Origin of the sequence: Streptomyces sparsogenes (assembly GCF_001704635.1) — a bacterium.
GTDB lineage: Bacteria > Actinomycetota > Actinomycetes > Streptomycetales > Streptomycetaceae > Streptomyces > Streptomyces sparsogenes.
In genome coordinates, this window is the sequence record NZ_MAXF01000078.1 from 19069 (window position 1) to 33854 (window position 14786).

Here is a 14786-nt window from a genome sequence, read left to right on the forward strand (position 1 = left end):
GAATCCGGGGCTCCGCCCATCCCGCTCACACATGGTCTTTTTCTGACCACTTCCGTCACACGCCCACCAAAGGGTCATAACGGCCTCTTCTGTCCCAGGCGCGTTATGAACGTCGGACGCGTAGGGCGTCGGGCGGAGGAGCGATGGCGGTAGAGGCGAGGCGGGCGGAGCAGCACGAGCCCCGCGGCCGGAACAGGGTGGGCACGGTCATCATCTCGTGGCTGACCACCACCGACCACAAGAAGATCGGCACCTTGTACATGGTGACGTCCTTCGCCTTCTTCCTGTTCGCCGGGCTGCTGGCGATGGTGATGCGGGCGGAGCTGGCGCGGCCGGGCACCCAGCTGGTCTCGAACGAGCAGTACAACCAGGCGTTCACCATGCACGGCACGATCATGATGCTGATGTTCGCGACGCCGCTGTTCGCCGGCTTCGCCAACGCGATCATGCCGTTGCAGATCGGCGCCCCGGACGTGGCGTTCCCGCGACTGAACATGCTCGCCTACTGGCTGTATCTCTTCGGCTCGCTCATCGCGGTGGCCGGATTCATCACCCCGAACGGGGCCGCCGACTTCGGCTGGTTCGCCTATACGCCGCTGTCGGACAAGACGCACTCGCCGAATCTGGGCGGCGACATGTGGGTGATGGGCCTGGCGCTTTCCGGATTCGGCACGATCATGGGCGCGGTCAACTTCATCACCACCATCATCTGCATGCGCGCCCCGGGCATGACGATGTTCCGGATGCCGATCTTCACCTGGAACATCCTGCTCACCAGCGTTCTGGTGATCATGGTTTTCCCGGTGCTGGCCGCGATCCTCTTCGCGCTGGAGGCGGACCGAAAGTTCGGGGCGCATGTCTACGACCCGGCCAACGGCGGCCCGTTGCTGTGGCAGCACCTGTTCTGGTTCTTCGGCCATCCCGAGGTCTACATCATCGCGCTGCCGTTCTTCGGGGTGATCACCGAGATCATCCCGGTGTTCAGCCGCAAGCCGATCTTCGGATACGTGGGCCTGATCGGGGCCACGATCGCCATCACCGGGTTGTCGGCCACGGTCTGGGCGCACCACATGTTCGTCACCGGGGCGGTGCTGCTGCCGTTCTTCTCGCTCCTCTCCTTCCTCATCGCGGTGCCCACCGGAGTGAAGTTCTTCAACTGGATCGGCACCATGTGGAAGGGGGCGCTCTCCTTCGAGACGCCGATGCTGTGGGCCATCGGATTCCTCGTCACCTTCCTGTTCGGCGGGCTCACCGGGGTGCTCCTGGCCTCGCCGCCCATCGACTTCCACGTCAGTGACAGTTATTTCGTGGTCGCCCACTTCCACTACGTCGTCTTCGGCACCGTGGTGTTCGCGATGTTCGGCGGCTTCTACTTCTGGTGGCCGAAATTCACCGGCAGAATGCTGGACGAGCGGATCGGGAAACTGCATTTCTGGACCCTGTTCACCGGATTCCACACCACCTTCCTCGTCCAGCACTGGCTCGGTGCGGAGGGAATGCCGCGCCGCTATGCCGACTATCTGAGTTCGGACGGCTTCACCGGACTGAACACCGTCTCCACCATCGGCGCGTTTCTGCTCGGCATGTCCACCTTCCCGTTCGTCTACAACGTCTGGAAGACCGCCAAATACGGAGAGAAAGTGACCGTGGACGATCCCTGGGGTTACGGACGGTCGCTGGAATGGGCGACATCCTGCCCACCGCCGCGGCACAACTTCCTCGCCCTGCCGAAGATCCGCAGCGAATCCCCCGCCTTCGACCTGCACCACCCCGATATCGCGGCCGTCACCGAATCGCCGCAGCGCGAACGGGCCTGAGCGACCCGTGCCCGGACCCGATGAGATCGAGTCGGGGATCGCCCGGCTGGAGGGTTATCTGCTGTGCCAGCGCGAACTCGGCGACGCCCGTGCGGAGGCCGAGGCGTACGCCGACCGGCTGCCCTGGCTCACCGCCACCCAGCGCGAGGAGGTGGTCCGGCTGTACGCCGAGGAGCGTGTCGAGCTCTCCCGGCGCATGCTGCGTCGCATCGCCGACCGCTGCGAGGAGCTGCGCGCCGAGTACACGGCGCGGTACGAGGAGCTGCGGCGGCGTCTGCTGTACCGGTGTGTCGCGGTGGTCCTGGTGGCCCTGACGGTGCTGGCCGTCATGGGCGCGGTCGCGCTGTGGGCGGCCCTGGGGGTGCGGCCGGGAGGCTGATCTTCCGGAAGTTCCGGAAGCGCGGTGAGGGGTGCCCGGCCGCCTTAGGCTTGACGCCGATCAAGTGATCAGGCAAACAGGCGATCAGGTGATCAAGCGATCGGATGATCGGTGATCAGGTGATGAGCTGTCAGGCGGTCAAGGCTGCCGGGGGCACGGGCGAAGGGGGCGGCCGGCGTGGGCGGGGCGACGAAGAGCAGGCGGATGCCGAGGGCCGTACGCGAGCAGCAGATGCTCGACGCGGCCGTACGGACCTTCGCGCGGCGCGGCTACCGGAACGCCTCCATGGACGACATCGCCGAGCTGGCCGGGGTCTCCAAGCCGCTGGTCTATCTGTATCTGAACTCCAAGGACGAGCTGTTCGCGGCCTGCGTCCGGCGGGAGGCCGCCGCGCTGGTGGCCGCGATACGGGCCGCCGTCGAGCACGACGCGCCCGCCGACCGCCGGCTGTGGAGCGGCTTGCACGGCTTCTTCGCGCACACCGCGGAGCACCCGGACGGCTGGACGCTGCTGCACGTCCAGGCCCGCACCCACGGCGACCCCTTCGCTCTTGAGGTCGCCGCGATGCGGGTGGAGATCGTGGAGTTCGTGACGCACCTCCTCGCGGTGGCCGCGCGCGAGAGCGCGTGCGGGCCGGCGCGGGCGCGCCGGATGACCGGCGGCGAGGCGTCCGGGCTCGCGCACGCGCTGGTGGGCGCGGCGGAGTCGCTGGCCGAGTGGGCGAGCGACCCGGCGGGCGGCGGCCCCTCGGCCGAGGAGGCGGCGGCCACGCTGATGAACTTCGCCTGGGCGGGGCTGGGAAATCTGCTGCGGGGCGAGCGCTGGTCGCCCGGCGAGCACGCGCGGGGGTAACGGGCGCAGGCGCACGGCACGGGCCGGGGATATCGGCCGCAGGCGTGCGGCACGGCCCCGTCGGCTCCCAGGAGCCCGCACAGGTCTTCCCCGAGGATTCCCCGGGTGGTTACCCTGAAGTAAGGTTACTGACGGGTCAGGAGTCGTCATGCGCCAGCGCCCAGCACCTCCCACCCCCACCCTCACCCCACCCGAACTGCGGTCCGAGGGCGGCAGGACACGGCAGGCCGCCGTCCCCCCGCTCGCCCCGCGCGTCACCCGCGGCAGCCTCGCCGACATCCCCTTCGCCAACGCCGCCGAGGCCCCCACCGCCGCCGTCCTCAGCCGCCCCACCCCGGACGGGAACTGGCGGGACGTCACCGCCGCCGCCTTCGCCTCCGAGGTGCTGGCCTGCGCCAAGGGCCTGATCGCCCACGGTCTGCGGCCCGGCGACCGGCTGGCCATCATGGCCCGCACCACCTACGAATGGACGCTGTTCGACTTCGCCGCCTGGGCCGCCGGCCTGGTCACCGTCCCGGTCTACCCCACCTCCTCGCGGGAACAGACCCACTGGATCCTGCGGGACTCGGGCGCGGTGGCCTGCGTCGTCGAGAGCGTCGAGCAGTCCCGGCTGGTCACGTCCGTACGGCGGGAGCTGCCCGCGCTCACCCATCTGTGGCAGTTCGACGCCGGGGCGGTGGCCAAGAACACCGCGGCCGGGCGGGCGGTCCCCGACGAGGAGGTGGCGAGGCGGCGGGCCGGCCGCGGGCCGGACGACATCGCGACCCTCGTCTACACCTCGGGCACCACCGGCCGCCCCAAGGGCTGCGTGCTCACCCACGGCAACTTCTTCGCCGAGGTGGACAACGCGATCGAACTGCTCCACCCCGTCTTCAAGTCCGTCAGCAAGGAGCCCGCCGCCACCCTCCTCTTCCTGCCCCTGTCGCATGTGTTCGGCCGGATGATTGCGGTGGGCTGCCTGCGGGCGCGGGTACGGCTCGGCCACGCGCCCAGCCTCCGCACCGAGGACCTCCTCGCGGGCCTCGCCGGATTCCGGCCGACCTTCCTGCTGGCCATCCCCTATGTGTTGGAGAAGGTCTACAACACCGGGCGGGCGACGGCCGAACGCATGGGCCGCGCCGCCTCCTTCGACCGCGCGGCCGGCGTGGCGAGGCGGTACGGCACGGCGCTGGAGGAGGCCCGGCGCGGCACCGGAAGCGGCCCCGGGCCGGTGCTGCGCGCCGCCCACGCGCTGTACGACCCGCTGGTCTACCGCCGGATCCGGGACGCGCTCGGCGGCAAGGTGCGCTATGTGATCTGCGGCGGCTCCCCGCTCGGGCGCCGGCTCGCCGCCTTCTACGCGGGCGCGGGCATCGAGATCTTCGAGGGCTACGGCCTGACGGAGACGACCGCCGCCGCCACCGTCACACCCCCGCTGCGCCCGCGCGCGGGCACCGTGGGCTGGCCGCTGCCCGGCAGCGCGGTGCGGATCGCGGGAGACGGCGAGGTGCTGCTGCGCGGCGGGCAGGTCTTCTCCGGCTACTGGGACGGCCGGTCGGGCCGGGCGGTGACGCAGGCCGGCGCGGAGGGCTGGTTCGCCACCGGCGACCTCGGCGCGCTGGACGACGAGGGCTATCTGACCATCACCGGCCGCAAGAAGGAGCTGATCGTCACCTCGGGCGGCAAGAACGTGGCGCCCGCCCCGCTGGAGGACCGGCTGCGCGCCCACCCGCTGGTCGGCCAGTGCATGGTGATCGGCGACAACCGCCCGTATGTCACGGCGCTGCTCACCCTGGACCCGGACGGGCTGGCGCACTGGCGGCGGATGCGGCAGCGGGAGGGCGTGCCGATCGGCCGGCTGGTCGCCGACGAGCTGCTGCTCGCCGAGGTCCAGCGGGCGGTGGACGACGCCAACGAGCTGGTCTCGCGCGCCGAGTCGATCCGCCGCTTCGCCGTGCTGCCGGTGTCGTTCACCGAGGAGGCCGGGCATCTGACGCCGTCGCTGAAGCTGCGGCGGGCGGCGGTCGCGCGGGACTTCGCCGAAGAGATCGACGCGCTGTACGCGGATGCCGTCGTGCGCGTGACGGGTGAGGCGCGGGACGAGGGTCTATGAGGACGAGGGTCCACAAGGACGAGCTTCTACAAGGACGAGGGTCTATAGGCTGACCGGATGACTGGTATCCGCAGGCCGGCCACGGCCGAAGCGCTCGACCTCCAGCCGCACCCGGAAGGCGGCTGGTACCGGGAGACCTGGCGCGGCGAGGTCACCTTCCGGCCACCGGGCTATGACGGCGAGCGCGCCACGGCCACGGCCATCTACTTCCTGCTGACGCCCGGCGAGGAGTCCCGCTGGCACGTCGTGCGCTCCGCCGAGCTGTGGCTGTGGCACGGCGGCGGTCCGCTGCGGCTGCTCCTCGGGGGCGACGGGGAGCAGCCGGACACCCGGAACCCCACGGAGCTTGTCCTCGGCACGGACCTGGCGGCCGGCCAGCGGCCCCAGGCGGTCGTTCCGCCCGGTGTCTGGCAGGCGGCCCGCCCGGCGGGGGACGGGGAGGCGCTGGTGAGCTGTGTGGTCTCGCCGGGATTCGACTTCACTGACTTCCGGCTGCTGCCGGAGGGAAACAACGGGAAAGCCGGAAATGAATAAGTGATGAAAACAAACCGGACGCCGGGGACGGATGCCGCAGACGGATCCCGATGCGGAAGCCGGATATCGGATACCGGAAGCCGGGGGCCGGAAAACAAAGGGCAGGAGCCCCGCGCCCACCGCCGAAGCGAGGGGCCGGGGCTCCTTGGGTACTGCTGATCAGACCGCGCTGACGTTCTCCGCCTGCGGGCCCTTCGGGCCCTGGGTCACGTCGAAGGTAACGGCCTGGTTCTCCTCCAGGGAGCGGAAACCAGACGCGTTGATCGCGGAGTAGTGAACGAAGACATCGGGGCCGCCGCCGTCCTGGGCGATGAAGCCGAAGCCCTTCTCGGCGTTGAACCACTTGACGGTTCCGGTAGCCATAAGCCCTCCTTGGGCCAAAGGGTTGCCCTGCTCCAGAACCTGCAAGAAGTCTGAAAACTACAAAAGCCCGCGGTCACATGCTCCGCAGGCTTTGTACTGCAAGGAAACCAAACTGCAACTTGCTGTGAGCGTAGCACGCTCTCTGTGTGTGGGGAAGGAGCCGAAGATCACGAATTCGAGGGGTTTCCGGGACCGGCTGATTGGATAGTACCGCAGGTCGGGCACTTTTCGGCCGCTCCGGAGCGGGCCCCCGCCGCCGTCGTCGACGACACGCGGGGCTAGCCTCCGTATGTGGACAATTCACCGAGTTCCCCCGACCGGAGTACATCCGCCACGACCGCCGCGGGCGGCGCCCACCCGCACTGCCGGACCCGGCCCAGGGTGGGCCACATCCAGTACCTCAACTGCCTGCCCCTCTACTGGGGCCTGGCCACCAGCGGCGCTCTCCTCGACCTGGAGCTGACCAAGGACACCCCGGACGCGCTCAACGACAAGCTGGTCCGCGGCGATCTCGACATCGGCCCGATCAGCCTCGTGGAGTTCCTCCGCAACGCCGACGACCTCGTGGCCCTGCCCGACATCGCGGTCGGCTGCGACGGGCCCGTCATGTCCTGCGTGATCGTCTCCCAGCTGCCGCTCGAGCAGCTGGACCGGGCGCGGGTCGCCCTCGGCTCCGCCTCGCGCACCTCCGTACGGCTGGCGCGGCTGCTGCTCGCCGAGCGGTACGGGATCAGCCCCGACTACTACACCTGCCCGCCCGACCTCAGCCTGATGATGCAGGAGGCCGAGGCGGCGGTGCTCATCGGGGACGCGGCGCTGCGCGCCAATCTGCACTACGCCCCGAAGCTCGGCCTCCAGGTGCACGACCTGGGGCAGATGTGGAAGGAGTGGACCGGGCTGCCGTTCGTCTTCGCGGTCTGGGCGGCGCGCCGCGAGTACCTGGAGCGCGAGCCGGAGATCGTCCACAAGATGCACCAGGCGTTCCTCGACTCCCGCGATCTGTCCCTGGTGGAGGTCACCAAGGTCGCCGAGCAGGCGGCGCGCTGGGAGGCCCTGGAGGCCCCGGTCCTGGAGCGCTACTTCACCACCCTCGACTTCAGCCTGGGCGAACGGCAGCTCGAAGGCATCGCCGAGTTCGCCCGCCGCACCGGCGGCCCGGAGTCCGGCTACCCCGCCGACGTACGGGTGCGCCCGGCGGGCCTGGGCTCCGGCCCGGGCGCAGCGGGGTAGCGGCGGTCCAAGGTCTGTACGACGGACCCTAAGCTGGAGCGGCGCGGAGGCGAGGGGGAGGCAACGCGATGGAGCCGCTGGGAGCGGAGGATCCTCAGGTCATCGGCGCCTACCGGCTGCTCGGCCGGCTCGGCTCGGGCGGCATGGGCCGGGTCTTCGTGGGGCGCAGCGCCGGGGGCCGGACCGTGGCGGTCAAGGTCGTGCACGCGCACTTCTCGCTCGACCACGAGTTCCGGGCCCGGTTCCGGCGCGAGGTGGAGGCCGCGCGGCGGGTCGGCGGGGAGTGGACCGCGCCGGTCCTGGACGCCGACCCGGACGCGCGCGTCCCGTGGGTGGCCACCGGCTATGTCGCGGGCCCGTCCCTCAGCCAGGCCGTCGCCGACGAGGGGCCGCTGCCCGAGCGGTCCGTACGGGCCCTGGGCGCCGGGCTGGCGGAGGCGCTGGCGGCGGTGCACGCGCTGGGGCTGGTCCACCGCGACGTCAAGCCGTCGAACGTGCTGCTCGCCCTGGACGGCCCGCGCCTGATCGACTTCGGGATAGCGCGCGCCACGCAGGGCACGGTGTCGCTGACCTCCACCGGCGCCTCGATCGGCTCGCCCGGCTATATGTCGCCCGAGCAGATCCTGGGCCTCGGCGTGAGCGGGGCGGCCGATGTCTTCTCGCTGGGCGCGGTGCTGACGTACGCAGCGACGGGCGAGGCGCCCTTCCCGGGCGACAGCTCGGCCTCGCTGCTCTACAAGGTGGTCCATGAGGAGCCCCGGTTCGGCCCCGGCCTGACCGGGGAGCTGCGGGACCTGGTCGCCGCCTGCCTGGCCAAGGACCCGGCGGCCCGGCCCGCTCCGGAGCGGATCCTGAGCCGCCTCGCCCCGGACGGGGGCGCCTCGAGCCTGGTGCGGCCGGGGTGGCTGCCGGGGCCGCTGGTCGAGCGGGTGAGCCGCCAGGCGGTGGAACTCCTCGACCTGGACGCGTCGGCGCCCGCCGCGGCCCCGGCCCCGCCGACGGCCGCGCCCGCGACCCCGCCGCCGACGGCTCCGGGCGCCCCGCCCACGTCGGTGCCCGCGGCGCCCCTGGGGGCGTTCGGGCCGCCGGACCCGTCGTACGGCCGCCCGGTCCGGGCCGACGGCGGAGCACCCGTCCCGCCCGGCGGCCCGCACCCCGACGGCCGACGGCCAGGCGAGCGGCACCCCGACGGCCGGCAGCCGGACGATGGGCCGTACGACCGGCCGAAGGAGGGCCGCAGCGTCGCCGTGTCCGCCGCCATCGGGCGGAAGGACCGGCCGAAGGCGCTCAGCTGCACGCTGGTGCTGTCCGTCGCGGGCGCGCTGGCCGCTGCCACGACCGCGGCGGTCGTCTTCCATGTGCTGCCGGGCGGCGGCGGGGACGAGGGCTCCAACGACGCGGCGACTGCCCCCAGCTCCTCGTCCCACACCCCCGGGCCCACCGCGGGCGCCTCGGACGGCGGCAACGGCGGCGACGGCCAGCCCGAGGACTCCGGCAAGGGCGTGCCCAAGGCGTTCCTCGGCACCTGGAAAGGCGATCTGACCACCGACTCCGGCCTGCCCGGAGGCGAGCTGACCATCACCATCCGCGACGGCAGGCCGGGGGAGAAGGTCGGCAGCGGCCGGGTCGAGCTGGCGGTGCTCCGCTGCGACAGCAGCTGGAAGCTGGTCTCGGCCACCTCGACGTCGCTGGTCCTCGACTCGCGGGTCGGGAAGGGCGAGAAGCAGACGGGCTGCAGCGACGGCTCGGCCGAGGAACGGTTCACCCTCACCTCCGACGGCTCGCTGCGCTACAAGGCGGCGGACGAGGAGGGCGGCAACCCGGCCGGCACGCTGCGCAAGGTGCGCTGACCCCCGCCCGTCCCGGCACCCCGCCGAGGGCACGCCCCGGGCCGCCGCGGGGCCTCGGCGGGAGGCCGCGAGGGCTGGCGTACGCTGGGGCAGTCCGTCCGCAACCCGCCGAAAGGGACGCCCCGGTGACCGAGAACGCATCGCTTCAAGCCGTCCTCGACCGCGCCGCCGCCGGGGGCCGCATCACCCCGCAGGAGGCGCTCGACCTCTACCGGTCCGCCCCGCTGCACGCGCTCGGCGCCGCCGCCGACGCCGCCCGGCGCCGCCGTTACGCGGGCACCGAGCACATCGCGACGTACATCATCGAGCGGAACATCAACTACACCAACGTCTGCGTCACGGCCTGCAAGTTCTGCGCCTTCTACGCCCCGCCCAAGGACACCGCCAAGGGCTGGACCCGCGACCTGGACGACATCCTGCGCCGCTGCGCCGAGACGGTGGAACTCGGCGGCACGCAGATCATGTTCCAGGGCGGGCACCACCCGGACTTCGGGGTCGAGTACTACGAGAAGCACTTCTCGGCCATCAAGAAGGAGTTCCCGCAGCTGGTGATCCACTCGCTGGGGGCCTCCGAGGTCGAGCACATGGCCCGGATCTCGGGCGTGTCGGTCGAGGAGGCGATCCGCCGGATCCACGACGCGGGCCTGGACTCCTTCGCGGGCGCGGGGGCCGAACTGCTGCCCGAGCGGCCGCGCAAGGCCATCGCGCCGCTCAAGGAGTCGGGCGAGCGCTGGCTGGAGATCATGGAGACGGCCCACAACCTCGGGGTCGAGTCCACCTCCACGATGCTCATGGGCACCGGGGAGACGAACGCCGAGCGGATCGAGCACATCCGCATGATCCGCGATGTGCAGGACCGTACGGGCGGCTTCCGCGCCTTCATCCCGTACACCTACCAGCCCGAGAACAACCACCTGAAGGGGCAGACGCAGGCGAGCATCTTCGAGTACCTGCGGATGATCGCGATCGCGCGGCTCTTCCTCGACAACGTGGCCCACATCCAGGGCTCCTGGCTGACCGTCGGCAAGGAGGCCGGCCAGCTCTCGCTGCACTACGGGGCGGACGACCTCGGCTCGGTGATGCTGGAGGAGAACGTGGTCTCCTCGGCGGGCGCCCGGCACCGGTCCAACCGGATGGAGCTGCTCCATCTCATCCGTACGGCGGGGCGGGTGCCCGCGCAGCGCGCGACCACGTACGAGCACCTGGTCGTGCACGACGACCCGGCCAACGACCCGGTCGACGACCAGGTCGTCTCCCACCTCTCCTCGACGGCGCTGGAGGGTGGCACCGCCCACCCGGAGCTGAAGCTGATCGACGCCTCCTGACGCCCCTCCGAGCACCCGCCCGGCCCCTTCCCGAGCTTTCTCACTCTTTTTTAGCCCGCTCTGAACACCCTTCAAGGCGCCCCCTGATGCTGACCCTCCACGCGGCGCCCCTCGTCCGGCTCGCCCCCGACGACGCGGCGCCGCTGCACGACGCCGCCGTCGCGGTCGACGGCGACCGGATCGCGGCGGTCGGGCCGCTGGACGCGCTGCGCGGCACGTATCCGCGAGCCCGTGTGCGGCAGTGGCCCGGCACGCTGGGCCCGGGCCTGGTCCACGACGCGCCGGTGCCGGACGCGCCCAGCCCGCGCGAGCGGATCCACGCGCTGCTGCGCCTGGGCGCGACCGCGGTCGTCGCGGCGCGTCTCACCGACCCCGATCTGCTCGCGGCCGCGCGGCGGGGCGGCGTCGCCGTCCTGGACCGGCCGCGCCCGCCCGCCCTCGCCGAGGGCGGGCGCGCGGACCTGGCGGCCTTCGAGGCGGACGGCGCGTGCGTGGCCACGGTGCTCGCCGGGCGGCTGGTGCACCGCCGCCGCTGAGCGGCGCGGGCGGGGTCCCGCGCGGGGCGGGCCGGCGCCGGGTGAACAATGGGGGCGTGACCCGAGCATCCCTGGACAAGCAGCCGCAGGAAGTCGCCACGATGTTCGACGGCGTGGCGGCCAACTACGACCTCACCAACGACGTGCTGTCCCTCGGACAGGCCCGGCTGTGGCGCAAGGCCGTGGCGCGCGCCCTCGACGTGCGCCCGGGTGAGCGCGTGCTCGACCTCGCCGCCGGTACGGGCACCTCCTCGCTGCCCTTCGCCGCCGCCGGCGCGTACGTCGTCCCGTGCGACTTCTCGCTCGGCATGCTGCGGGAGGGCAAGCGGCGCCATCCGCAACTGCCGCTCACGGCGGGCGACGGAACCCGGCTGCCCTTCGCGGACGGGGTCTTCGACGCGGTCACCATCTCCTTCGGGCTGCGCAACGTCCACGACCCGGACGCCGCGCTGCGCGAGCTGCTGCGCGTGACCAGGCCCGGTGGCCGCCTCGTGGTCTGTGAGTTCAGCCACCCCACCTGGCGGCCGTTCCGCACCGTGTACACCGAGTACCTGATGCGCGCGCTGCCGCCGATCGCGACCGCGGTCAGCAGCAACCCGGACGCGTACGTCTACCTCGCCGAGTCCATCCGCGTCTGGCCCGACCAGCCGCGGCTCGCCGCACGGCTGGGCCAGGCGGGCTGGAGGAAGGTCGCGTGGCGGAATCTGACCGGCGGGATCGCCGCCCTCCACCGGGGCGTCAAGCCGTAGACGCGGCCGCGCCGAGCCGCGAGCGCCGGGGCTGAGCCGTGAGCGCCGGGGCGTTCGCGACGCGAGCGCCGGCGCGCCGAGCCGTGCGCGCCGAGCCGTGCGCGCTCCGGGGTGGCCCTCCGTACCGGCCGGAGCACCCCCATAGACTGCACCTGTCCAGTGCCCGGCGTGACCGGCACGCCGTTACCGAGCCCTCGGGAGACCCGCGTGAGCGAGACCGCACCCACGGAGCGGACCGCCGACGTCATCGTCGTCGGCGCCGGGCCGGCCGGATCCACCACGGCGTACTACCTCGCCAAGGCGGGACTGGACGTGCTGCTGCTGGAGAAGACGGCGTTCCCGCGCGAGAAGGTGTGCGGCGACGGCCTGACGCCGCGCGCCACCAAGGAACTCGTCGCCATGGGCATCGACGTCTCCGAGGAGGCCGGCTGGCTGCGCAACCGCGGCCTGCGGATCATCGGCGGCGGGGTGCGGCTGGAGCTCGACTGGCCGGAGCTGGCCTCGTACCCGGACTACGGACTGGTCCGCAAGCGCGACGACTTCGACGAGCAGCTGGCGCGGCAGGCCCAGAAGGCCGGCGCCCGGCTGTACGAGCGCTGCAATGTGGGCGCCCCGGTCATCGACGACCGTACGGGCCGGATCACCGGCGTCGAGGCCAGGCTCGGCGTCGAGAAGACGCCGGTCACCTTCCACGCCCCGCTGGTGGTCGCCGCGGACGGCAACTCCACCCGGCTCTCGCTGGCCATGGGGCTGCACCGCCGCGAGGACCGGCCGATGGGCGTCGCGGTGCGGACGTACTTCGCCTCGCCCCGCCACGACGACGACTACCTGGAGTCCTGGCTGGAGTTGTGGGACCGCCGCGGCCCCGAGGACCGGCTGCTGCCCGGCTACGGCTGGATCTTCGGCATGGGCGACGGCACGAGCAACGTCGGCCTCGGCGTGCTCAACACCTCCGCCTCCTTCAAGGAGCTGGACTGGCGCGAGGTGCTCAAGGCGTGGTGCGCCTCGATGCCGGAGGACTGGGGCTACACCCCGGAGAACATGACCGGCCCGATCCGCGGCGCCGCCCTCCCCATGGCCTTCAACCGGCAGCCGCACTACACCCGGGGCCTGTTGCTGGTCGGGGACGCGGGCGGCATGGTCAACCCGTTCAACGGCGAGGGCATCGCCTACGCGATGGAATCCGGCCGGCTCGCCGCGGACGTCGTGGTGCAGGCCCACGCCCGCGGCACCGCCGCCCGTCGCGAACTGGCCCTCCAGCGCTACCCGAAGGTCATCAAGGACACCTACGGCGGCTACTACACGCTGGGCCGGGCCTTCGTGAAGCTGATCAGCAATCCGACGGTCATGAAGCTGGCGGCCCAGCGCGGTCTGACCCATCCGATGCTGATGCGGTTCACGCTGAAGCTGATGGCCAACCTCACCGACCCGACGGGCGGCGACGCGATGGACCGCATCATCAACGGCCTGGCGAAGGTGGCCCCGAAGGCGTAGTCCGGCCCGGTCAGCCGGCGTCACCCGGCCGTCGCCGGGTTGGCGCTGGTGATGACGGCGAAGTGCGCGCCGGACGGGTCGGTCAGCCACGCCATGCGGCCGATGTCCTCGGCGGTCATGGCGGGCATCAGCACCGAGCCGCCGAGCTTCTCGGCCCGGTCGGCGACCAGGTCGCAGTCCGCCACCTCGAAGTAGGGCAGCCACTGCGGGACATCGACGTCCCCCTGGAGCGGTGCCACGCCGCCGAAGGAGCCCTCCCGGCCGCGCCCGGCCGTCGAGAGCACGGTGTACGTCCCGCCGGAGAACGGCATCTCCTCGGCGTCCCAGCCGAACACCGTGTGGTAGAAGGCGAGATCGGCGACCGGGCCGGGGCTGTGCAGCTCCACCCAGCACAACGTGCCCTCCTCGGTGACCGCTTCGAGGCCCCGCGTCTTTCCGGGCTGCCAGACGGCGAACCGGGCGCCGCCGGGGTCGGTGAACTGGGCCATCCGCCCCTCGTCGAAGACGTCGAACGGCGCGGCGCGCACCGTGCCGCCCGCCTCGGTGACCAGCGCGGCGGTGGCGTCGGCGTCGGGGGTGTGGAAGTACGGCGTCCAGGCGGCGCGCGCGCCCTCCTCGTGGAGCGGGCCGACGGCCGCCACTGTCCTGCGGTCCTTCTTGAAGAAGCCGTAGCCGCCCGCTTCCGGACCGGCCGACTCCGACGTCCAGCCGAACAGGCTGGTGTGGAACGCGGCGGCCGCGTCGGTGTCGGGGGTGCCGAGGTCGAGCCAGTTGGGGGCGCCGGGGACGTAATCGGTGGTGAGCATGCGCGCTCCTTCGGCGGATGGGTCGCCGGGGCCGTGTCCCGCGCCGCCGCGGCCCTGTCTCCCGGCGGCGCCCGCCCCGGCAGTTCTCAGTCTGGCACCGGGCACCGGGGGTCGCCGCCGGGAAGCCGGGCCGCGGCGCCGGTCACGTCGCCGGTCGCGTGGGCCCGCCGACGGTGGTGACAATGAAGGAGGGGCGCCGTGGCGTCGGCCGCGGTGACACCGGATCGGGCCCGCGGGTCGGTTGCGCCGCCGGTGGGCCGTCAGGAGGTACACCATGACCAAGGCCGCAGACATCATGCACCCGGGCGCGCAGTGGATACCCGCGCACGAGACGCTGGACCGGGCGGCTCAGCTGATGCGGGAGCTGGACGTCGGGGCGCTGCCGATCGCCGACGAGAACGAGCGGCTGTGCGGCATCCTGACCGACCGCGACATCGTGGTCGGCTGTGTCGCCGTGGGCAAGGACCCGTCCCGGGCGAGGGCGGGGGATCTGGCCAAGGGCACGCCGCGCTGGATCCCGGCCGACGCGGACGTGAGCGATGTGCTCCGCGAGATGGAGCAGCACAAGATCCGCAGGCTTCCGGTGATCGACAAGGACAAGCGGCTGGTCGGCATGATCAGCGAGGCAGATCTGGCCCACCACCTCAGCGACGACCAGATCGCCGAGTTCGTGGAGAAGGTCTACGCCCAGAGCTAGCCCGCCCTGAGCCAGCCCGGGTACGGAAAGCACGCCGGGTACGGAATGAGGCCGCCGACCCG

General features: G+C 72.1%; 14 protein-coding genes. 12 read left to right on the plus strand and 2 right to left on the minus strand.

The genetic code is table 11. The features are described from left to right. The first annotated feature begins 143 nt into the window (after positions 1-143). The 5 genes from ctaD (at position 144) to BBH68_RS15675 (ending at position 5674) form a co-directional block, all read left to right on the plus strand. Positions 144-1817, plus strand: coding sequence for an aa3-type cytochrome oxidase subunit I (gene ctaD, locus BBH68_RS15655; RefSeq protein ID WP_065962829.1), 1674 nt, complete (start codon positions 144-146; stop codon positions 1815-1817). A 7-nt stretch (positions 1818-1824) separates the two neighbouring features. Further along, entirely contained in the window at positions 1825-2196 is a 372-nt protein-coding gene (locus BBH68_RS15660; RefSeq protein ID WP_065962831.1) for a hypothetical protein, read from the plus strand. Positions 2197-2400: 204 nt separating this feature from the next. Continuing rightward, on the plus strand, positions 2401-3048 hold the full coding sequence (locus tag BBH68_RS15665) for a TetR/AcrR family transcriptional regulator (RefSeq protein ID WP_065962832.1): 648 nt from the start codon (positions 2401-2403) through the stop codon (positions 3046-3048). A gap of 148 nt (positions 3049-3196) precedes the next feature. After that, complete coding sequence (locus tag BBH68_RS15670) at positions 3197-5140, plus strand: AMP-dependent synthetase/ligase (protein ID WP_065962834.1); 1944 nt, start codon at positions 3197-3199, stop codon at positions 5138-5140. A 57-nt stretch (positions 5141-5197) separates the two neighbouring features. After that, positions 5198-5674 (plus strand): cupin domain-containing protein, encoded by a 477-nt coding sequence (locus tag BBH68_RS15675; protein ID WP_065962836.1) that lies wholly within the window; start codon positions 5198-5200, stop codon positions 5672-5674. A 159-nt stretch (positions 5675-5833) separates the two neighbouring features. On the opposite strand, the gene BBH68_RS15680 is transcribed toward BBH68_RS15675, so the two are convergent. Next, positions 5834-6037 carry a cold-shock protein gene (locus tag BBH68_RS15680; RefSeq protein WP_009715975.1) on the minus strand — a complete coding sequence of 68 codons (204 nt, stop codon included), beginning with the start codon at positions 6035-6037 and terminating at the stop codon, positions 5834-5836. A 291-nt stretch (positions 6038-6328) separates the two neighbouring features. Here BBH68_RS15680 and BBH68_RS15685 point away from each other — a divergent pair, with 291 nt between their 5' ends. From BBH68_RS15685 to BBH68_RS15710, 6 genes are all read left to right on the plus strand, one after another. After that, complete coding sequence (locus BBH68_RS15685; protein ID WP_079151012.1) at positions 6329-7267, plus strand: menaquinone biosynthetic enzyme MqnA/MqnD family protein; 939 nt, start codon at positions 6329-6331, stop codon at positions 7265-7267. A 68-nt stretch (positions 7268-7335) separates the two neighbouring features. Next, a complete protein-coding gene (locus BBH68_RS15690; protein WP_065962839.1) occupies positions 7336-9117 on the plus strand; it encodes a serine/threonine-protein kinase in 1782 nt (593 codons plus the stop codon). A 125-nt stretch (positions 9118-9242) separates the two neighbouring features. Beyond that, positions 9243-10442, plus strand: a complete 1200-nt coding sequence (gene mqnC, locus BBH68_RS15695) for a cyclic dehypoxanthinyl futalosine synthase (protein ID WP_065962840.1) — start codon at positions 9243-9245, stop codon at positions 10440-10442. A gap of 86 nt (positions 10443-10528) precedes the next feature. After that, positions 10529-10978, plus strand: a complete 450-nt coding sequence (locus BBH68_RS15700; protein WP_065962842.1) for an imidazolonepropionase-like domain-containing protein — start codon at positions 10529-10531, stop codon at positions 10976-10978. Between the two features lie 56 nt (positions 10979-11034). Beyond that, on the plus strand, positions 11035-11727 hold the full coding sequence (locus tag BBH68_RS15705; protein ID WP_065962844.1) for a demethylmenaquinone methyltransferase: 693 nt from the start codon (positions 11035-11037) through the stop codon (positions 11725-11727). Between the two features lie 141 nt (positions 11728-11868). Next, entirely contained in the window at positions 11869-13221 is a 1353-nt protein-coding gene (locus BBH68_RS15710) for a geranylgeranyl reductase family protein (RefSeq protein ID WP_425428816.1), read from the plus strand. 20 nt (positions 13222-13241) lie between these two features. Here the strand turns inward: BBH68_RS15710 and BBH68_RS15715 are convergent, their stop codons facing one another. Further along, positions 13242-14027 (minus strand): VOC family protein, encoded by a 786-nt coding sequence (locus BBH68_RS15715; protein ID WP_065962847.1) that lies wholly within the window; start codon positions 14025-14027, stop codon positions 13242-13244. Between the two features lie 274 nt (positions 14028-14301). Here BBH68_RS15715 and BBH68_RS15720 point away from each other — a divergent pair, with 274 nt between their 5' ends. Continuing rightward, entirely contained in the window at positions 14302-14724 is a 423-nt protein-coding gene (locus BBH68_RS15720; protein WP_065962848.1) for a CBS domain-containing protein, read from the plus strand. The last annotated feature ends 62 nt before the right edge of the window (positions 14725-14786 follow it).